The sequence below is a fragment of the Pseudomonas sp. W15Feb9B genome, assembly GCF_000828175.1.
GTDB classification, from domain to species: domain Bacteria; phylum Pseudomonadota; class Gammaproteobacteria; order Pseudomonadales; family Pseudomonadaceae; genus Aquipseudomonas; species Aquipseudomonas parakoreensis.
Genome location: NZ_JTKF01000021.1, coordinates 1 through 20,190, shown reverse-complemented (window position 1 = coordinate 20,190; position 20,190 = coordinate 1). Strand labels below are relative to the sequence as shown.

Annotated in this window: 19 protein-coding genes; 16 read left to right on the top strand and 3 right to left on the bottom strand. The window is 60.9% G+C overall.

Translation table 11 applies throughout. The annotated features are described in order from the left end of the window. Positions 1-106: 106 nt before the first annotated feature. A complete protein-coding gene (uraH, locus tag OC71_RS11675) occupies positions 107-460 on the bottom strand; it encodes a hydroxyisourate hydrolase (protein ID WP_007913983.1) in 354 nt (117 codons plus the stop codon). Between the two features lie 420 nt (positions 461-880). On the opposite strand from uraH, the gene puuE reads away from it, so the two are divergent. The 8 genes from puuE (at position 881) to OC71_RS11635 (ending at position 9,073) form a co-directional block, all read left to right on the top strand. Further along, a complete protein-coding gene (gene puuE, locus OC71_RS11670) occupies positions 881-1,807 on the top strand; it encodes an allantoinase PuuE (protein WP_039769896.1) in 927 nt (308 codons plus the stop codon). After that, positions 1,804-2,319 (top strand): 2-oxo-4-hydroxy-4-carboxy-5-ureidoimidazoline decarboxylase, encoded by a 516-nt coding sequence (gene uraD, locus OC71_RS11665; protein WP_041068835.1) that lies wholly within the window; start codon positions 1,804-1,806, stop codon positions 2,317-2,319. Before puuE ends, uraD begins: the two co-directional genes overlap by 4 nt. A gap of 87 nt (positions 2,320-2,406) precedes the next feature. Beyond that, the gene (gene alc, locus OC71_RS11660) at positions 2,407-3,402 is read left to right on the top strand and encodes an allantoicase (RefSeq protein WP_041068832.1); all 996 of its coding nucleotides are present in this window, start codon (positions 2,407-2,409) and stop codon (positions 3,400-3,402) included. Positions 3,403-3,552: 150 nt separating this feature from the next. Next, entirely contained in the window at positions 3,553-4,056 is a 504-nt protein-coding gene (locus tag OC71_RS11655; protein WP_041068829.1) for an ureidoglycolate lyase, read from the top strand. A gap of 51 nt (positions 4,057-4,107) precedes the next feature. Continuing rightward, positions 4,108-5,424, top strand: a complete 1,317-nt coding sequence (locus OC71_RS11650) for a urate hydroxylase PuuD (protein ID WP_041068826.1) — start codon at positions 4,108-4,110, stop codon at positions 5,422-5,424. A 192-nt stretch (positions 5,425-5,616) separates the two neighbouring features. After that, a complete protein-coding gene (locus tag OC71_RS11645; RefSeq protein ID WP_041068823.1) occupies positions 5,617-6,969 on the top strand; it encodes a nucleobase:cation symporter-2 family protein in 1,353 nt (450 codons plus the stop codon). A gap of 159 nt (positions 6,970-7,128) precedes the next feature. Next, positions 7,129-7,914 (top strand): outer membrane protein OmpK, encoded by a 786-nt coding sequence (locus OC71_RS11640; protein WP_041068820.1) that lies wholly within the window; start codon positions 7,129-7,131, stop codon positions 7,912-7,914. A 373-nt stretch (positions 7,915-8,287) separates the two neighbouring features. Then, complete coding sequence (locus OC71_RS11635; protein WP_041068818.1) at positions 8,288-9,073, top strand: outer membrane protein OmpK; 786 nt, start codon at positions 8,288-8,290, stop codon at positions 9,071-9,073. 90 nt (positions 9,074-9,163) lie between these two features. Here OC71_RS11635 and OC71_RS11630 read toward each other — a convergent pair whose 3' ends face one another. Both OC71_RS11630 and OC71_RS11625 read right to left on the bottom strand, forming a co-directional pair. Further along, positions 9,164-10,336, bottom strand: a complete 1,173-nt coding sequence (locus tag OC71_RS11630) for a patatin-like phospholipase family protein (RefSeq protein ID WP_041068815.1) — start codon at positions 10,334-10,336, stop codon at positions 9,164-9,166. Positions 10,337-10,371: 35 nt separating this feature from the next. Beyond that, positions 10,372-11,307 carry a lipid A biosynthesis lauroyl acyltransferase gene (locus OC71_RS11625; protein ID WP_041068811.1) on the bottom strand — a complete coding sequence of 312 codons (936 nt, stop codon included), beginning with the start codon at positions 11,305-11,307 and terminating at the stop codon, positions 10,372-10,374. A gap of 117 nt (positions 11,308-11,424) precedes the next feature. On the opposite strand from OC71_RS11625, the gene minC reads away from it, so the two are divergent. From minC to OC71_RS11590, 8 genes are all read left to right on the top strand, one after another. Beyond that, on the top strand, positions 11,425-12,162 hold the full coding sequence (minC, locus tag OC71_RS11620; protein WP_027613349.1) for a septum site-determining protein MinC: 738 nt from the start codon (positions 11,425-11,427) through the stop codon (positions 12,160-12,162). Positions 12,163-12,361: 199 nt separating this feature from the next. After that, a complete protein-coding gene (gene minD / locus OC71_RS11615) occupies positions 12,362-13,174 on the top strand; it encodes a septum site-determining protein MinD (RefSeq protein ID WP_007960626.1) in 813 nt (270 codons plus the stop codon). Then, positions 13,174-13,428, top strand: a complete 255-nt coding sequence (minE, locus tag OC71_RS11610; RefSeq protein WP_003223146.1) for a cell division topological specificity factor MinE — start codon at positions 13,174-13,176, stop codon at positions 13,426-13,428. Before minD ends, minE begins: the two co-directional genes overlap by 1 nt. 91 nt (positions 13,429-13,519) lie before the next feature. Continuing rightward, on the top strand, positions 13,520-14,155 hold the full coding sequence (locus OC71_RS11605; RefSeq protein ID WP_007960625.1) for an RluA family pseudouridine synthase: 636 nt from the start codon (positions 13,520-13,522) through the stop codon (positions 14,153-14,155). A 178-nt stretch (positions 14,156-14,333) separates the two neighbouring features. Then, positions 14,334-15,623: a M18 family aminopeptidase gene (locus OC71_RS11600; protein ID WP_041068806.1), complete on the top strand. Its 1,290-nt coding sequence runs from the start codon at positions 14,334-14,336 to the stop codon at positions 15,621-15,623. 173 nt (positions 15,624-15,796) lie between these two features. Beyond that, the gene (locus OC71_RS28380; protein WP_016773747.1) at positions 15,797-15,973 is read left to right on the top strand and encodes a hypothetical protein; all 177 of its coding nucleotides are present in this window, start codon (positions 15,797-15,799) and stop codon (positions 15,971-15,973) included. Between the two features lie 77 nt (positions 15,974-16,050). Continuing rightward, on the top strand, positions 16,051-18,204 hold the full coding sequence (locus tag OC71_RS11595) for a mechanosensitive ion channel family protein (protein WP_041068803.1): 2,154 nt from the start codon (positions 16,051-16,053) through the stop codon (positions 18,202-18,204). 66 nt (positions 18,205-18,270) lie between these two features. Beyond that, entirely contained in the window at positions 18,271-19,605 is a 1,335-nt protein-coding gene (locus tag OC71_RS11590; protein WP_041068801.1) for an amidohydrolase, read from the top strand. Positions 19,606-20,190 lie beyond the last annotated feature (585 nt).

Sequence of the window (20,190 nt, the reverse complement as noted above, 5' to 3'; positions counted from 1 at the left end):
TCTTTTGACTTTAAGGCAGACGAAAAAAAGCCCGCAGTGTGAGCGGGCGAAAGACCAAAGAAGCTATATGCGCAGTCGCTTCCCGGTGGGGGCAGCTGCTTGGGGGTCAGCTGCCCCTGTAGGTGGAATAGCTGTAAGGCGAGATCAGCAGTGGCACGTGGTAGTGATCCTGCTCGGCGGAGATGCCGAAACGCAGCACCACCACGTCGAGGAACGCCGGTTCCGGCAGTTGCACGCCACGGGCGCGGTAGTAATCGCCGGCGTGGAACTGCACCTGATAGACCCCGGTGCGGTAGTCATCGCCCTGCAGCAGCGGCGCATCGACCCGGCCATCGCTGTTGGTAACGGCACTGGCGACCAATTCCAGATGCGAACCTTCAACGCGGTACAGCTCGACCTTGATCGAGCTGCCCGGGCAACCGTGTGCAGCGTCCAAAACGTGTGTTGTCAAACGTCCCATTGATTCTGCGCGCCTGGCCGCAAAGAGCAGTCAGACTTCGCGCCTCCCGAAGTCAGGTAAAAGGAGACCGCACCGATTCGGAGCACGAAAAGTTGCGGCGAGCGACTGATTAAGACATTTTTCAAAAAAATTGTACACAATAAAAACGACATTTTTCGCACCACCCCCGCCATTCGGGTGTTTCACCTTGATCTGCCCCTCAGGCGCCTGAGTATTGAACCTCACAGCCATTAGCTGACTGATCAGGCAGGTTTCTTGCAGGCTTACGCCATTAGCAGCAAAAGATGACAGTCGGTGAAAAATGCGAAAATTCAGGCTTACAAATTGCGAATAAAGTTGTATACAATCAGCCCATCGCTGTGACGCCAGCCTGCGCAGGCCGTTACACAAACCTGTCAACGAATAAGAAGGAAGACTGCAGTGAGCGCTGACTACCCACGCGACCTGATCGGTTACGGCAGTAACCCTCCTCACCCACACTGGCCGGGCAACGCGCGCATCGCGCTGTCCTTCGTACTCAACTACGAAGAAGGCGGCGAGCGCAACATCCTGCACGGCGACAAAGAATCCGAAGCCTTTCTTTCCGAAATGGTTGCTGCCCAGCCGCTGCAAGGCGCGCGCAACATGAGCATGGAATCGCTTTACGAATATGGCAGCCGTGCCGGCGTCTGGCGGATCCTGAAACTGTTCAAGGAATTCGACATTCCGCTGACCATCTTCGCCGTCGCCATGGCTGCCCAGCGCCACCCGGACGTGATCCGCGCGATGGTCGAAGCCGGCCACGAGATCTGCAGCCACGGCTACCGCTGGATCGACTACCAGTACATGGATGAGGCGCAGGAACGCGAGCACATGCTCGAAGCGATCCGCATCCTCACCGAACTTACCGGCGAACGCCCGTTGGGCTGGTACACCGGTCGCACCGGCCCGAACACCCGTCGGCTGGTGATGGAAGAAGGCGGTTTCCTTTACGACTGCGACACCTACGACGACGACCTGCCCTACTGGGAACCGAACAACCCGACCGGCAAGCCGCACCTGGTGATCCCGTACACCCTCGACACCAATGACATGCGCTTCACCCAGGTGCAGGGTTTCAACAAGGGCGACGATTTCTTCGAATACCTCAAAGACGCATTCGACGTGCTCTACGCCGAGGGTGCCGAAGCGCCGAAGATGCTTTCGATCGGTCTGCACTGCCGCCTGATCGGCCGTCCGGCGCGTCTGGCGTCGCTCAAGCGCTTCATCGAATACGCCAAAAGTCATGAACAGGTGTGGTTCAGCCGTCGCGTCGATATTGCGCGCCACTGGCACGAAACCCACCCGTACCAAGGGGCCGCCAAATGAGCCGCTTTCAAACCCTGCAACCGTCGACCCTGAGTCGCGACGCCTTCGTCAAAGCCTTCGCCGACATCTACGAACATTCGCCATGGGTGGCCGAGAAGGCCTACGACCTGGGCGTGGACGCTTCGATCGACGAGATCGAAACCCTGCACCAGCGCATGAGCGACATCCTGTTGAGCGCCGATCACGCCAGCCAGCTTGCGTTGATCAACGCTCACCCGGACCTGGCCGGCAAAGCCGCCGTCCAGGGCCAACTGACCGAAGCCAGCACCCATGAACAGGCTGGCGCCGGTATTCACCAATGCACGGCCGAAGAGTTCCAGCGCTTCACCGAGCTGAACGACGCCTACAAGGCCAAGTTCAAGTTTCCCTTCATCATGGCGGTAAAAGGCAGCAACCGGCATCAGATCCTCGCGGCGTTCGAAACGCGCATTCACAACTCGGTCGACACCGAATTCAAATGCGCGCTGGCGGAGATCAACAAGATCGCCCTGTTCCGTTTACTGACTCTTTAGCAAGCCTGGCCCGAGCATGTCAGACGCGGAGAATGCCCAGGGCCTTGCAAGCATCCCCAGCCAACTTATTAAAGGCAGACAAGAAGAATGAAAGCTTACGCCGTACCTTTCGAGAAGTTCGTCAACCTGGCCGATGCCCGTCTGGGCACCAAAATCATCTCGGTCACCGATGACTGGTTCGCAGACGCCAATCGTCTGTTTCAGCCGACCCCGGCCGTGTGGAAGGAGGGTGTGTTCGACGACAACGGCAAGTGGATGGATGGCTGGGAATCGCGCCGCAAGCGCTTCGAAGGCTACGACAGCGCGGTAATCCGCCTGGGTGTACCAGGTTCGATCAAAGGCGTGGACATCGACACTTCATTCTTCACCGGCAACTTCCCGCCATCGGCCTCGCTGGAAGCATGCTTCCTGGCCTCGGGCGAGCCAGACGAAAACACCCAGTGGACTGAAGTCCTGTCGGCCGTCGAGCTGCAGGGCAACAGCCACCACTACCATGAAATCAGCAGCGACAAAGCGTTCAGTCACCTGCGCTTCAACATCTTCCCGGACGGTGGTGTGGCCCGTCTGCGCGTGTACGGTATTCCGTTCCGCGACTGGTCCGCGGTGGGCGACAACGAGCAAGTCGATCTGGCTGCAGCCCTCAACGGCGGCCGCGCCCTCGCCTGCTCCGACGAACACTTCGGCCGCATGAGCAACATCCTCAACCCAGGCCGTGGCATCAACATGGGCGACGGCTGGGAAACAGCACGTCGTCGCACCCCGGGCAATGACTGGGTGATCGTCGCGTTGGGCCATCCGGGCGAGATCGAAAAAATCATCGTCGACACCCTGCACTTCAAGGGCAACTACCCGGACACCTGCTCGATCCAGGGCGCGTTCGTCAAAGGCGGCACCGACAGCCAGATCGAAACCCAGTCGCTGTTCTGGCGCGAACTGCTGCCGAGCCAGAAGCTGGAAATGCACGCCGAACACACCTTCGTCGAGCAGATCAAGGCACTGGGCCCAATCACCCACATCCGCCTGAACGTGTTCCCGGATGGTGGTGTGAGTCGCCTGCGCGTACTCGGCAAGGTCGCGAAGTAATGCTGAGCCTGTAGGAGCTGCCGCAGGCTGCGATCTCTTGATCTTGATCTTAAAAGCAAAATCAAAAGATCGCAGGCTTCGCCAGCTCCTACAGGGATCGCGCAAGACGCACTTAAAAGTTGAACAACACAGAATTCGGAAAAGAACAGCATGCGCACACTACAGATTGAACCGCTGACCAAAGAAGCCTTCGCCCCCTTCGGTGACGTGATCGAAACCGACGGCAGCGACCACTTCATGATCAACAACGGTTCGACCATGCGCTTCCACAAACTGGCGACGGTCGAAACCGCTACGCCTGAGGACAACGCGATCATCAGCATCTTCCGCGCCGACGCGCAGGACATGCCGCTGACCGTGAGCATGCTGGAACGCCATCCGCTGGGCAGCCAGGCTTTCATCCCGCTGCTCGGCAACCCCTTTCTGATCGTGGTCGCGCCACTTGGCGATGTACCTGTATCAGGCTTGGTCCGCGCCTTCGTCACCAACGGCAGGCAGGGCATCAATTACCATCGCGGCGTCTGGCACCACCCGGTGCTGACGATCGAAAAGCGGGATGACTTCCTGGTGGTTGATCGCAGTGGCACAGGCAATAACTGCGATGAGCATTTTTTCAAAGAGGATGAGCGTTTGATCCTCGCCCCCCACCAATAAGAGAAGGTCTGATCACTCGACAACAAGAGTGACAGGCGAGAGGTAAAGACTGTGGAAGCACATCTGTTGGAATGGCTGAACCTGAGCGTGCGCTGGGTTCACATGATCACTGGCGTGGCCTGGATCGGCGCGTCGTTCTACTTCGTCTGGCTGGAGAACAACCTCAACCGCGTCAACCCGAAAACCGGTCTGGCCGGTGATCTGTGGGCAATCCACGGCGGCGGTATCTATCACCTGGAAAAATACAAACTGGCCCCACCGTCGATGCCGGAGAACCTGCACTGGTTCAAATGGGAAGCCTACTTCACCTGGATGTCGGGGATCGCGCTGCTGTGCGTGGTGTTCTACTCCAATCCCGTGCTCTACCTCGTGGCACCCGGCAGCGGCCTGACCGGCCCTGAAGGCGTGGCCATCGGCATCGGTTCGCTGATCGCCGGCTGGTTCATCTACGACTTCCTTTGCGATTCGGCCCTTGGCAAGAAACCGGCCCTGCTCGGCTTCATCCTGTTCGTGCTGATCATCGGCGCGGCGTATGGCTTCAGCAAGGTGTTCAGCGGTCGTGGTGCGTACCTGCACGTCGGCGCGATCATCGGCACCATCATGGTCGGCAACGTGTTCCGCATCATCATGCCGGCACAGCGTGCACTGGTGGCGGCGATTGCCGAGAACCGTACGCCGGACCCGGCGCTGCCCGCCAAAGGCCTGCTGCGTTCGCGTCACAACAACTACTTCACCCTGCCGGTGCTGTTCATCATGATCAGCAACCACTTCCCGAGCACTTATGGCAGCCAGTACAACTGGTTGATCCTGGCCGGGATCGCGGTGTTGGCGGTGTTGGTGCGTCACTACTTCAACACCCGTCACGACAGCCACAAGTTTGCCTGGACCCTGCCCGTGGCAGCGGTGGGCATGATCACCCTGGCGTACGTCACCGGCCCGGCGCCGATGCCGACCGCACCGGACGTGGCCAAGGCACCCGCGAAAATCGAGTACCAACCGCTGCCGGAAACGGCACTGGGCGGCGGCGCGAAACCGGCTGAAGCGGCGGCACCTGCAGCGCCAGCAGCAGCCCCGGCTGCGGCACCGGCGCAAGCGTCCAACGCCGGTCCGGCCTTCGACAAGGTGCACAACGTGATCCAGGAACGCTGCGCGGTCTGCCACTCGGCCAAACCGACCAGCCCGTTGTTCAGCGCGGCACCGGCCGGTGTGATGTTCGACACCCCCGAGCAGATCCGTCAGAACGCGGCGCGGATCCAGGCGCAAGCCATCACCACGCAGATCATGCCACTGGGCAACATCACACAGATGACCCAGCAGGAACGTGACCTGATCGGTGCATGGATCGCCCAGGGAGCCCAGACCAACTAAGCAACACAAATTGTGGCGAGGGAGCTTGCTCCCGCTGGGTCGCGAAGCGGCCCCTCTCTTTGCCTGAAGAGCAGGGACTGCTACGCAGTCCAGCGGGAGCAAGCTCCCTCGCCACAGACCTGATGCAAAGAAACAGCTGTGAGCCACCCGGCAGCTGTTAATCACAAGAATAAAAAAGATCCGAGGTGTTGCATGTCCGAGCTGTCCAAAGCGCGCATCCCCGACGCACCCGCCATTCAGCGTTTGCCCCTTTTGCAACTGATCCTGGTCGGTTTGCAACATGTTCTGCTGATGTACGGCGGTGCCATCGCGGTGCCGTTGATCATCGGACAGGCCGCTGGCCTGAGTCGTGAAGAAATCGCCTTCCTGATCAACGCCGACCTGCTGGTCGCCGGTATCGCCACCATCGTCCAGTCGCTCGGGATCGGCCCGATGGGCATCCGCATGCCGGTGATGATGGGCGCCAGTTTCGCGGCCGTCGGCAGCATGGTCGCCATGGCCGGCATGCCCGGTATCGGTCTGCAAGGGATCTTCGGTGCGACCATCGCCGCCGGGTTCTTCGGCATGCTGATCGCTCCGTTCATGTCCAAAGTCGTGCGCTTCTTCCCGCCGTTGGTGACTGGCACGGTCATCACTTCGATCGGTCTGTCGCTGTTCCCCGTGGCCGTGAACTGGGCCGGTGGCGGGGCCGCTGCGGCGCAGTTCGGCTCACCGATTTATCTGGCCATCGCCGCGCTGGTGCTGGCGACCATTTTGCTGATCCACCGCTTCATGCGCGGCTTCTGGGTCAATATTTCCGTGCTGATCGGCATGTGCCTGGGCTACGTGCTCTGCGGCGCCATCGGCATGGTCGACCTGAGCGGCATGGCCAACGCGCCATGGGTTCAGTTCGTCACCCCGCTGCACTTCGGCATGCCGAAATTCGAACTGGCGCCGATCCTGTCGATGTGTCTGGTGGTGGTGATCATTTTCGTCGAGTCCACCGGGATGTTCCTCGCGCTGGGCAAAATCACCGGTCAGGAAGTCTGCCCACGGATGCTGCGGCGCGGCCTGCTGTGCGATGCCGGCGCCTCGTTCGTTGCCGGTTTCTTCAACACCTTCACCCACTCCTCGTTTGCGCAGAACATCGGCCTGGTGCAGATGACCGGCGTGCGTTGCCGTTCGGTGACCATCGTTGCCGGTGGCCTGCTGATCGTGCTGAGCCTGCTGCCGAAAGCGGCGTTCCTCGTCGCATCGATTCCACCGGCAGTGCTGGGTGGAGCGGCGATTGCGATGTTCGGCATGGTCGCTGCCACCGGGATCAAGATTCTCCAGGAAGCCGACATCGGTGACCGTCGCAACCAGTTGCTGGTGGCAGTGAGCATCGGCATGGGCCTGATCCCGGTGGTGCGTCCGGAGTTCTTCGCGCATCTGCCGCTGTGGATGAGCCCGATCACCCACAGCGGTATCGCCATGGCCACGCTCAGCGCACTGACGCTGAACCTGCTGTTCAACATCCTCGGCGGCGCCGAACGCGCCGCGATCAACGACTGCCACGCGCATTAACAGCATTACCGATTATCCCTGTGGGAGCGAGCTTGCTCGCGAAGAGGCCATGTCAGTCAACATCACTGTTGAATGACACACCGCTTTCGCGAGCAGGCTCGCTTCCACAGGGGACGTGCAACACCCTGCCTCAACAATAAAAACAAGAGGGAGCAACCGATGATTCGCACGCAAACCAACGTTCTGTTGAGTGGCGGCCTGCTGGCCGCGAGTCAGGCCATGGCCGGCGATTTACTGCTGTGGCAGACCAACAGCCTGAGCTACCTGTACGGCAAGAACTTCGCGATCAACCCGTCGATCCAGCAGACGGTGACGTTCGAGCACGCCGACAAGTGGAAGTACGGCGACAACTTCCTGTTCGTCGACAAGATCTTCTACAACGGCCAGGAAGACCGCAACAAAGGCCCGCACACCTTCTACGGCGAATTCACCCCGCGCTTCTCGTTCGGCAAGATCTTCGATCAGAAAATCGAGTTCGGGCCGATCAAGGACGTGCTGCTGGCGATGACCTACGAGTACGGCGAAGGCGACAGCGAAGCCTACCTGATCGGCCCCGGTTTCGACCTGAAAGTGCCCGGCTTCAACTACGTGACCCTGAACATTTTCCGCCGCCAGACCGAAGGCCCGCGCCCCGGCGACGGCGTGTGGCAGATCACTCCGGGCTGGTCGTACAGCGTGCCGCTGGGCAATTCCGACCTGCTGATCGATGGCTATCTGGACTGGGTGGTCGATAACGATCAGAACTCGCGCGGCACTTACCACGCCAACCTGCACATCAATCCGCAGATCAAATACGACCTCGGCAAAGCCTTGGGCTGGAGCCAGAAGCAGCTGTACGTCGGCACCGAATACAGCTATTGGAAGAACAAATATGGCGTCGAAAGCAGTCACAACCTCGACACCAACCAGAACACCGCCAGCCTGCTGGTGAAGGTGCACTTCTGAGATGGCCCGCAACCGTGCCCCATACCTGTCGTCGGTGCTCTGTTGCGGGGCACTTGAGAGCTGGCCGAGGAGTCAGTATTCTCCGCGGCCTCTTGAATTCGGTCTAAAAAAAAGCCCGGATTTAATTCCTGACCGACGAGCCAACTTATCCCGGCCCCGGTCAGTACCGAGGCATCCCGAAAACACGCGCAATCGACTGTTTTTCAGCAGCCGAACGGGCGTTTTTTTGCTTTTCGAAAGCGTTGGCCCAGCTCTTGCTATCACCAGCGAAGCTGACCGATCGGATGACTTTTGCAGCAACGAAAAAAGGCGCCACACCAGAGCGCCGATCTTAAAAAAATAAACGTGGAACACCTACTTTGGGAGCAACCGAATGAAACGTATGTGCACCAGCCTGATGCTCGCGGGATCGATGCTGGCCGGCGGCCAGGCCATGGCCGACGGCCTGCTGCAATGGCAGAACAACAGCCTGACCTACCTCTACGGCAAAGACTTCAAGGTCAACCCGGCGATCCAGCAGACCGTCACCTTCGAGCACGCCGATGCCTGGAAGTACGGGGATAACTTCCTGTTCATCGACAAGATCTTCTACAACGGCAAGCCAGACGGTGGCGTCGGCAACAACACCTATTACGGTGAATTCCAGCCGCGCATCTCGCTGGGCAAAGTCCTCGACCAGAAGCTCGAATTCGGTCCGATCAAAGACGTGCTGCTGGCGATGACTTACGAGTTCGGTGAAGGCGACGTCGAGTCGTACCTGATCGGTCCTGGCTTCGACCTGGCGATCCCGGGTTTCGACTACTTCCAGCTGAACTTCTACCAGCGCCACACCGACGGCTCGCGTCCGGGTGATAACGTCTGGCAGATCACCCCGGTCTGGTCCTACACCATCCCGGTCGGCAGCTCGAACGTGCTGATCGACGGTTACATGGACTGGGTGGTCGACAACGACGTCAACAGCAAAGGCGAATACCACGCCAACCTGCACTTCAACCCACAGGTCAAATACGACCTGGGCAAGGCGCTGCATTTCGGCGAGAAGCAGCTGTACGTCGGTGTTGAATACGACTACTGGAAAGACAAGTACGGGATCGACGACACCCGTGGCTTCACCACCAATCAGAACGTGACCAGCTTCCTGGTGAAGTTCCACTTCTGATCTTAAAAGCTTCGCGAGCAGGCTCGCTCCCACATTCGACCGAGTTCCAATGTGGGAGCGAGCCTGCTCGCGAAGGCTTCACCGCAAATCTCAGGCCGGAACCACCGCCTCGGTGATCCCCAGAAACCGGCACAATTCCTCGCGCTTGGCCAACGCATCGCGCCGTCCCAGGTCGATCAGCTCGCTGCAATACCCCGCCTCGAACAGCAGATAACTCAGCACCCCTGCCCCACTCGTTTTCGTCGCCCCCGGGCCGCGCAAGAACAAACGCAACGCCGCCGGTAACTCCTGGCGATGCCGCGCGGCGATCTCGTCGATCGGCTGACTCGGCGCAATCACCAGCACGTCCACTGGCGCCACGCCCAACTCACGAGTCGGCACGCCCTCGGGCATCAGGTGGCTGAACTGGTTCAGACGCTGCAGCAACTCGATGTCGCTCTCCAGACTGTCAATGAATGTGCTGTTGAGCATGTGCCCGCCGATCTGCGCCAGCGTCGGCTGCTGCCCGGTGTAGGCGCGCTCCAGCGGCTGCTGCGGATCAAAACCGCGCGGGTTGCCGCTCACACCCACCACCAGCACCCGACTCGCGCCCAGGTGCAGCGCCGGACTGATCGGTGCCGATTGGCGCACTGCGCCGTCGCCGAAATATTCCTCACCGATTTTGACCGGGGCAAACAGCAACGGGATCGCCGAACTGGCCAGCAAATGGTCCACCGACAATTGCGCCGGCACGCCGATCCGTCGATGGCGCAACCACGCATCGATCTTGCCGCCGCCCTGATAGAAGGTCACCGCCTGCCCCGACTCGTAGCCGAACGCGGTCACCGCCACCGCATGCAATTGCTTGCGGGCGATGGATTCGGCGATGCCGGGCATGTGTAGTTTTTCATTGAGCAGGTCGCGCAGCGGCGAACTGTTGAGCAGCGCCACCGGCAGTTGCCGACCGATGCCGAGCAAACTGTGACTGACAAAGCGGCTGGCCTGACGGATCACCCCGGGCCAATCGCTGCGCAGCACCCGATGACTGCGAAAGCCTTGCCAGAACAGAGTGAGACGTTCGATGGCCGCGCGAAAATCGGTGGCGCCGCTGGCCAGGCTAACCGCATTGATCGCCCCGGCCGAAGTGCCGACGATCACCGGAAACGGATTGTCCGCGCCCAGCGGCAGCAATTCGGCAATCGCCGCCAGCACCCCCACCTGATACGCCGCCCGAGCCCCGCCGCCGGAAAGAATCAAACCTGTGACCGGTTCAGCTGGGCTCATCGCAACGCTCCGTGGTGCTTGAAAGGGTGAGTGAATCAGCCGCGCCGTTTCGGGTAAAGCTTCGGCTCGCCCGGTGGACGGCTCTTAAAGCGGCGGTGCGCCCACAAGTATTGCTCAGGGCAGGCGCGCAAGGCGCTTTCCACCCACTGGTTGATGCGGATGCAGTCGGCCTCTTCGGTTTCACCCGGAAAGTCTTCCAGCGGCGGATGAATCACCAGCTTGTAACCGCTGCCGTCGGCCAGACGCTCCTGAGTGAACGGCACCACCAGCGCTTTACCCAAACGGGCAAACTTGGTGGTCGCAGTCACAGTCGCTGCCTGAATGCCGAACAGCGGCACAAAGATACTCTGCTTGGCGCCATAGTCCTGATCCGGCGCGTACCAGATCGCCCGGCCCGAACGCAGCAGCTTGAGCATGCCGCGCACGTCGTCACGCTCCACCGCCAGCGAATCGAGGTTGTGCCGCTCGCGGCCGCGACGCTGGACGAAGTCGAACAACGGGTTCTTGTGCTCGCGGTACATGCCGTCGATGGTGTGCTGCTGGCCGAGCAGCGCCGCGCCGATTTCCAGGGTGGTGAAGTGCGCGGCCATGAGGATCACGCCCTTGCCTTCGCGCTGGGCTTTTTGCAGATGCTCCAGGCCTTCGACGTGGGCCAGTTTGGCCAGACGCTCACGGGACCACCACCAGCTCATCGCCATTTCAAAGAAGGCGATGCCGGTGGAGGCGAAGTTTTCCTTGAGCAGGCGTTTGCGCTCGGCAGCGGATTTTTCCGGGAAGCACAGCTCCAGATTACGCTTGGCGATGCGCCGCCGGTCGCCGGCCACGCGATACATCAATGCGCCCAGCACACGACCGATCATCAGTAAGACCGCATAGGGCAACTGCACGACCAGCCACAACAGCGCCAGACCGCACCAGAGCGGCCAGAAGCGGGGAGAAAGATAGGCTCTTCGAAAACGCGGGCGATCCATTAAAGCTTCCGTAAATTCAGTGGCCGCGCATTCTACATCGTTCGACCCGGCTTGCGGCTCGCGGGCGTTCTCGTTATAAGTCTCGGCACTTTTAGTGACAAGCCGTTGTATGCCGATATGAGCCAAAACGAATCGCCAGACCGAGATCCCGTGTTCCAGTTGAAGGGCAGCATGCTGGCCATTACGGTGCTGGAACTGTCCCGCAACGACCTCGACAGCCTTGATCGGCAACTGGCCGCCAAAGTCGCCCAGGCACCGAATTTCTTCAGCAATGCACCGTTGGTCCTGGCGCTGGACAAACTGCCACCCGGCGAAGGCGCGGTCGATCTGCCCGGGCTGATGCGCGTGTGCCGCCAACATGGCCTGCGCACCCTGGCAATCCGCGCCAGCCGTATCGAAGACATCGCTGCCGCCATCGCCATCGACATCCCGGTGCTGCCGCCGTCCGGCGCCCGCGAGCGACCGCTGGAAGCGCCGGAACCGGAAGTCAAAAAGAAGCCGGAAAAGCCGCCGGAGCCGACGGTCAAACCGACCCGCGTCATCACCACGCCAGTACGTGGTGGCCAACAGATATATGCCCAGGGTGGCGATCTGGTGGTGGTGTCCTCGGTCAGTCCGGGGGCGGAACTTCTGGCCGATGGCAACATCCATGTATACGGCCCGATGCGCGGTCGCGCACTGGCCGGCGTCAAAGGCGACACCAAGGCCCGGATTTTCTGTCAGCAATTGAGCGCTGAACTGATCTCCATCGCCGGGCATTACAAGGTTTCCGAAGATTTGCGCCGCGATCCACTGTGGGGCTCCGGCGTCCAGGTCAGCCTGTCGGCCGACGTGTTGAACATCATTCGGCTTTAACGGATACTGCCGCATTTTCCAAGCATCTCTAAAACGTAGCGAAAACGGCTCAAACGAAGTAGGAAAAAGGATCAAGGAGCGTTTGCCCCCGGCAATTGCGACTTGCGCCGAATTCCAGCCAAGGCTGTCCGACTGCAGTAGTTTTCAAGAGATGTTTTTCAGGGGCTAAACAGTCCTTCTTCCTTAGGGGTGAAACACCTTGGCCAAGATTCTCGTGGTTACATCCGGCAAGGGTGGTGTGGGTAAGACCACCACCAGCGCCGCTATCGGTACCGGCCTCGCTCTGCGCGGCCACAAAACAGTGATCGTCGACTTCGACGTGGGCCTGCGTAACCTCGACCTGATCATGGGTTGCGAGCGTCGCGTGGTGTACGACTTCGTCAACGTGGTCAACGGCGAAGCCAACCTGCAGCAGGCCCTGATCAAAGACAAGCGCCTGGAAAACCTCTACGTGCTGGCCGCCAGCCAGACCCGCGACAAAGACGCGCTGACCCAGGAAGGCGTGGAAAAAGTCCTGATGCAGTTGAAGGAAGACTTCGACTTCGTGGTCTGCGACTCCCCGGCAGGCATCGAGAAAGGCGCACACCTGGCGATGTACTTCGCCGACGAAGCGATCATCGTGACCAACCCGGAAGTGTCCTCGGTACGTGACTCCGACCGCATGCTCGGCCTGCTGGCCAGCAAATCGCGTCGTGCCGAACTCGGCGAAGAGCCGATCAAGGAACACCTCCTGCTGACCCGTTACAACCCGCAGCGCGTCAGCGATGGCGAAATGCTGGGCGTCGAAGACGTGAAGGAAATCCTGGCCGTGACCCTGCTGGGCGTCATCCCTGAGTCGCAGGCGGTCCTGAAGGCTTCCAACTCGGGTGTCCCGGTGATTCTCGACGACCAGAGCGATGCCGGTCAGGCCTACAGCGATGCCGTTGATCGTCTGCTGGGCAAAGAAAAAGAACATCGTTTCCTCGATGTTACGAAGAAGGGATTCTTCGAGCGCCTGTTTGGAGGTAGGTAATGAACCTTTTTGACTTCTTTCGTGCCAACAAAAAGCCAAGTACCGCCTCGGTAGCGAAAGAGCGTCTACAGATCATCGTGGCGCATGAGCGCGGCCAGCGCAGCACGCCGGATTACCTGCCAGCCTTGCAGAAGGAACTGGTCGACGTGATCCGCAAGTACGTCAACATCGGCAACGACGACGTACATGTTGCACTGGAAAGCCAGGGCAGTTGCTCGATTCTGGAACTCAACATCACCCTGCCTGATCGCTGAGTCGATCCGGCAGGAACGACGGCGGTTCAGGGCCACTCCCATGCGGGAATGGCCCTGAACCGCCGTTGGCATTTGTTACGAGGCTGTTTTAATGCCGCTGTCCAACATCCGCATCATCCATCAGGACGCCGCTGTACTGGTGGTCGACAAGCCGACCTTGCTGCTCTCGGTGCCCGGTCGCGCCGACGACAACAAGGACTGCCTGATCACCCGTCTGCAGGAAAACGGCTACCCGGAGGCGCGTATCGTCCATCGCCTGGACTGGGAAACCTCCGGCATCATTCTGCTGGCCCGTGACGCCGACACCCACCGCGAACTGTCGCGACAGTTTCACGACCGCGAAACCGAAAAGGCCTACACCGCCCTGGCCTGGGGTCAGCCGGAACTGGACAGCGGCAGCATCGATTTGCCGTTGCGCTACGACCCACCGACCAAACCGCGCCACGTGGTCGACCACGAATTCGGCAAACACGCACTGACCTTCTGGCGCGTACTGGAACGTTGCGGCGACTGGTGCCGCGTCGAACTGACGCCAATCACCGGGCGCTCGCACCAGTTGCGCGTGCACATGCTGTCCATCGGGCACCCGTTGCTGGGCGACGGGCTCTACGCCCACGAACAGGCCCTCGCCGCCTGGCCGCGCCTGTGCCTGCACGCCAGCATGCTCAGCTTCACCCATCCGCAAACCGGCGAGCGTCTGCGCTTCGAGTGCCCTGCGCCGTTCTGACAAGCACCGCCGAACCCATGTGGGAGCGAGCCCGCTCGCGAAAGCAATTGATCAGTCAGCATCAATGTTGAATGTCATAGCGCTTTCGCGAGCAGGCTAGCTCCCACAGGGATCCGGTTCGGATTCAATTCCCCGGCCGATGCGTTAAACTCGCGCCCATTGCTGTCTGGAGCTTCTTATGCGCGAAGAGTTGAACCAAGGCCTGATCGACTTCCTCAAGGCCTCCCCTACCCCGTTCCACGCCACCGCCAGCCTTGTTCAGCGTCTGGAGGCCGCCGGTTACGTGCGCCTCGACGAGCGCGAGCCATGGACCACCGAGGCCAACGGCCGCTATTACGTCACCCGTAACGACTCCTCGATCGTCGCGATCAAAATGGGCCGCAACTCGCCACTGCACGACGGCATCCGCCTGGTCGGCGCTCACACCGACAGCCCGTGCCTGCGGGTCAAGCCGCAACCGGAACTGCAACGTCAGGGCTTCTGGCAACTGGGCGTTGAAGTCTACGGCGGCGCACTGCTGGCGCCGTGGTTCGACCGCGACCTGTCGCTGGCCGGCCGCGTGACCTTCCGCCGCGATGGCAAGGTCGAAAGTCAGTTGATCGACTTCAAGGCGCCGATCGCGATCATTCCCAACCTGGCGATTCACCTCAACCGTGAAGCCAATCAGGGCTGGGCGATCAACGCGCAGACCGAGCTGCCGCCGATCCTCGCGCAATTCGCCGGTGACGAGCGCGTCGACTTCCGTGCGGTACTGACCGATCAACTGGCTCGCGAACACGGCCTGAACGCCGACGTGGTGCTGGATTACGAGCTGAGTTTCTACGACACCCAGAGCGCGGCGGTCATCGGCCTGCATGGCGACTTCATCGCCGGCGCGCGCCTGGACAACTTGCTGTCCTGCTACGCCGGCCTGCAAGCCCTGCTCAGCGCCGACACCGAAGAAACCTGCGTGCTGGTGTGCAACGACCACGAAGAAGTCGGCTCCTGCTCGGCGTGCGGCGCCGATGGCCCGATGCTCGAACAGACCCTGCGCCGCCTGCTGCCGGAAGGCGACGAGTTCGTGCGCACCATTCAGAAATCGCTGCTGGTCTCGGCCGACAACGCCCACGGCGTACACCCCAACTACGCCGAGAAGCACGACGCCAACCACGGTCCGAAACTCAACGCCGGCCCGGTGATCAAGGTCAACAGCAACCAGCGCTACGCCACCAACAGCGAAACCGCCGGATTCTTCCGCCACCTGTGCATGGCCGAAGAAGTGCCGGTGCAGAGCTTCGTGGTGCGCAGCGACATGGGTTGCGGTTCGACCATCGGCCCGATCACCGCCAGCCACCTGGGCGTGCGCACCGTCGACATCGGCCTGCCGACCTTCGCCATGCACTCGATCCGCGAACTGTGCGGCAGCCACGATCTGGCGCACCTGGTCAAAGTGCTGAGCGCGTTCTACGCCAGCCGCGAGTTGCCATAAGCTCATCGCAAACCCCTGTAGGAGCTGCCGAAGGCTGCGATCTTTTGATCTTGCTTTTGAATTGCATACCCAAGATCAAAAGATCGCAGCCTGCGGCAGCTCCTACACAGATCAATACAGCTTCAAAGAAAGCGACCTAGACTTAAATCATCCCCTTCGACAAGGCAGTCACCATGATTTCGATGTCCTCCTTCCACGCCATGCTCATTCCGATCCTGTCCGGAATGATCCTGCTGGCGATCGGCTTCAACTTCCGCGACAAGAACGCCGGCGTCTTCGCCATGTGGATCGGCATGCTGATGATCCTGGCGACCGTGGTCTACAAGATCCTCGCCAAACTCAACGAATAAATCCGCGCCCGGCTCGCATTGATTCTGACTGCCTCGTACACTCGCTCAATTCGCCCCTTTGCGAGGTTGACCGCCTAGTGTTCGCTCGTCTGTTTGCTCTGCCCTGCCTGTTCCTTGTCTGCCTGATGACGCTGCTGCCGCTGGCCCCTGCCCACGCGGTCGGCTTGCCGGGGCTGCTCAACTCCACCAAGGCGCAGCCCGAGGCGCAGGAACCGCTGGGTCAGTCGCTGGATGAAGTCATCAAGTCGCTGGAAAACGACAAGCAACGCGCACAGTTGCTGAGCGACCTGAAAAAGCTGCGCGACGCCACAAAGAAAGCCCAGGTTTCACCGGAAGAAGGCGTGCTGGGCCTGATTGGCGGCACGCTGGCCAGTTTCGAGAAGCAGTTCTCCGGCGACGACAGTCCGCTGACCCGCTGGTCCGACGAGTTCGATCTGGCCAGGGACGAACTCGATAACCTGATGTTGCCGGCCAGCGAGTGGCTGCCGATCATCTTCGGCTTCGCGGTGATCCTGATGGTCTGGAGCCTGCTCGCCGCCGCGCTGATCTGGCTCGGTCACCGGGTGCGCATGCGCTTCGGCCTGACCGAAGAACTGCCGCAGCACCCCAAGGCCCTCGACATGCTGCGCTTCGCCCTGCGCAAGCTCGGGCCATGGCTGATTGCATTGGTCATCACCGTTTACATGAGCTACGCGCTGCCCTCGTCATTGGGCAAGAGCCTGGCGATGGTGCTGGCTTATGCGCTGGTGGTCGGCACCTGTTTCTCGGCGATCTGCGTGATCGCCTTCTCGCTGCTCGACGGCCCGCACCGGCATCGGGCGCTGTACATCCTGCGGCATCAGGCGTTCCGTCCGCTGTGGCTGATCGGCAGCTTCGCCGCGTTCGGTGAAGCGCTTAACGATCCGCGCCTGGTGGAAAGCCTCGGCGTGCATTTGGCGCACACCACCGCGACCGTCACCAATGTCCTGGCGGCGCTGTTCACCGGGCTGTTCATCCTGCGTTTCCGCCGGCCGATCGCGCACCTGATCCGCAACCAGCCATTGTCCCGTCGCCTGACCCGCCGCGCCCTCAGCGACACCATCGATATCCTCGGCACCTTCTGGTACGTGCCGGCGCTGGTGCTGGTCGGGATTTCGCTGTTCGCCACCTTCGTCTCTGCCGGCGACACCAGCACCGCCCTGCGCCAGTCGCTGATCTGCACGGTGCTGCTGGTGATGTGCATGGTGATCAACGGTCTCGTGCGCCGGCACTCGCTCAAACCGCAACGCGGGCCGAAGCGCCATGCGCTGTACTCGGAGCGCCTGAAAAGCTTCTTCTACACCCTCGCCCACCTGCTGGTGTGGCTGACCTTCATCGAACTCGGCCTGCGCGTATGGGGCAAATCGCTGATCGGCTTTGCCGAGGGCGAAGGGCATGACGTCAGCGTCAAACTGTTTAGCCTGATCGGTACGCTGATTTTCTCCTGGTTGATCTGGATCCTTGCCGACACCGCCGTGCATCACGCCCTCACCCGCTCGCGCAAAGGCCTGGCGAATGCCCGCGCACAGACGATGATGCCGCTGATCCGCAACGTGCTGTTCGTGGCGATTTTCATCATCGCGCTGATCGTCGCCCTGGCGAACATGGGCATGAACGTTACGCCACTGCTGGCCGGTGCCGGTGTGATCGGTCTGGCCATCGGTTTCGGTGCGCAGTCGCTGGTGGCGGACCTGATCACCGGTCTGTTCATCATCATCGAAGACTCGCTGGCCATTGATGACTACGTCGACGTCGGCGGCCACCTCGGCACCGTCGAAGGCCTGACCATCCGCACCGTGCGCCTGCGCGACATCGATGGCATCGTCCACACCATCCCGTTCAGCGAAATCAAAAGCATCAAGAACTACTCCCGGGAATTCGGCTACGCGATCTTCCGCGTGGCGGTGCCGTACAACATGGAAATCGACGATGCGATCAAACTGATGCGCGACGTCGGCCAGAAAATGCGTACCGACCCACTGCAACGGCGGAATATCTGGTCGCCGCTGGAGATCCAGGGCGTGGAAAGTTTCGAGTCCGGCAGCGCGATCCTGCGCGCGCGCTTCAAGACCGCACCGATCAAACAATGGGAAGTTTCCCGAGCGTTCAACCTGTCGCTCAAACGCCATCTGGACGAAGCCGGACTCGATCTGGCGACGCCACGCATGAGCGTGCAGGTCATCACTGCCGGCGGTGGCCAGCCGAAGGAATAGCACTTCGCGCAGACACTCGGGTCACAGGCAGGGAAGCCAGAAAAACAATAACCATGGAGACACCCGATGCAGCTGACACGTATCGCCCAGTCCGTTCTGCTCACGCTGCTGGCCGGCACCGCCAGCGCCGCCACCCTGGACAGCACCCGCGAACAGATCGCCACGCAAGCCAAGGCACTTGAACCGGAGCTGCTGGAAACCCGCCGCGACATCCACGCGCATCCGGAACTGGGCAACACCGAGAAACGCACCGCGGAACTGGTCGCCAAACAGCTCAAGGCGCTGGGCCTGGAAGTCAAAACCAACGTCGCCCGCACCGGCGTAGTCGCCATCCTCAAAGGCGCCCTGCCCGGCCCGACCGTGGCCCTGCGCGCCGACATGGACGCATTGCCGGTCAAGGAAGTCGCCGACCTGCCCTTCGCCTCGAAAGCCAAAGGCACCTACCTCGGCAAGGAAGTCGACGTGATGCACGCCTGCGGCCACGACGCCCACACCGCGATCCTGCTGAGCACGGCGAAAATTCTCACTGGCCTGCGCGACACCCTGCCCGGCACCGTGGTGTTCTACTTCCAGCCCGCCGAAGAAGGCCCGAGCGACTTCGTCCCCGACGGCAAAAATACCTGGGGCGCGAAAATGATGGTGCAGGAAGGCGTGATGAAATCACCCAAACCCGACGCCGTATTCGGTCTGCACGTCTGGGCCGGCGTCCCCGCCGGCCAGATCGCCTATCGTCCCGGCGCCACCCTGGCCAGCTCCGACGACCTGCGCATCAAAATCCTCGGCAAACAAACCCACGCCGGCCGCCCGTGGGACGGCATAGACCCGATCACCGTCGGCGCACAGACCATCGTCGGCCTGCAAACCGTGGTCAGCCGCCGTACCGATATTTCGTCCTATCCGTCGGTGGTCAGCATCGGCACCATCAATGGTGGCACCCGCTACAACATCATTCCCGAGTCCGTGGACATGAGCGGCACCATCCGCTCCTACGACTACGGCATCCGCCAGAAACTCCACGCCGACGTACGCCAGACCATCGAAAAAATCGCCGAAAGCGGCGGCGCGAAAGCCGACGTGACCATCATCGAAAAATACGACCCCACGATCAACAACCCGGCACTGACGGAAAAAATGCTGCCAACGCTGAAGTGGGCAGCCAAGGATGACGTGGTCAATGCACCGTTGGTGGGCGGCGCGGAAGACTTCTCGTTCTTCGCCAAGGAAGTGCCGGGGTTGTTCGTATTTCTCGGCGTGACACCACGGGATCAGGACATGAGCAAGGCCGCGCCGAATCATAATCCGGGGTTCTTTGTGGATGAGTCGGCGCTGGTGGTTGGGGTGAGGACGATGGCGTCGCTGGCGACGGATTATTTGTATGGGAATGCTGAGCTGGCCAGATAGAGATGAAGTGATTGTGGGGGCGACTTCGCTGGCAAGCCAGCTCCCACAGGTGGATCGGGTGTGTTCAGTTGGAAATTGGTCGGCTGTCAGGCCGCCTTCGCGAGCAGGCTCGCTCCCACAGTGGGAATGGGTGTTGGCAGTTGGAGACTGGTCGGGTGTCTGGCCGCCTTCGCTGGCAAGCCAGCTCCCACAGGTGGATTGGGTGTGTTCAGTTGGAAATTGGTCGGCTGTCAGGCCGTCTTCGCTGGCAAGCCAGCTCCCACAGTGGGAATGAGTGTATTCAGTTGGAGATTGGTCGGCTGTCAGGCCGCCATCGCTGGCAAGCCAGCTCCCACAGTGGGAATGAGTGTATTCAGTTGGAAATTGGTCGGCTGTCAGGCCGCCTTCGCCAGCAGACTGGCTCCCACAGAAAAGCAAAGCAGTCCAGGCAGACCGCATGCTTTTCACCACTCAACAGGATGAGCGTTAGCTCGGCTGCAGCTCTTGATCTTGCCGTGCCGGCCCCTTCGGCAGGCTGAGTGGAGGGGGTTATCCGGGGGTGGGAGCGCAGCGACCGTTTGGCGTAGCCAAACACATCGAGAGGAG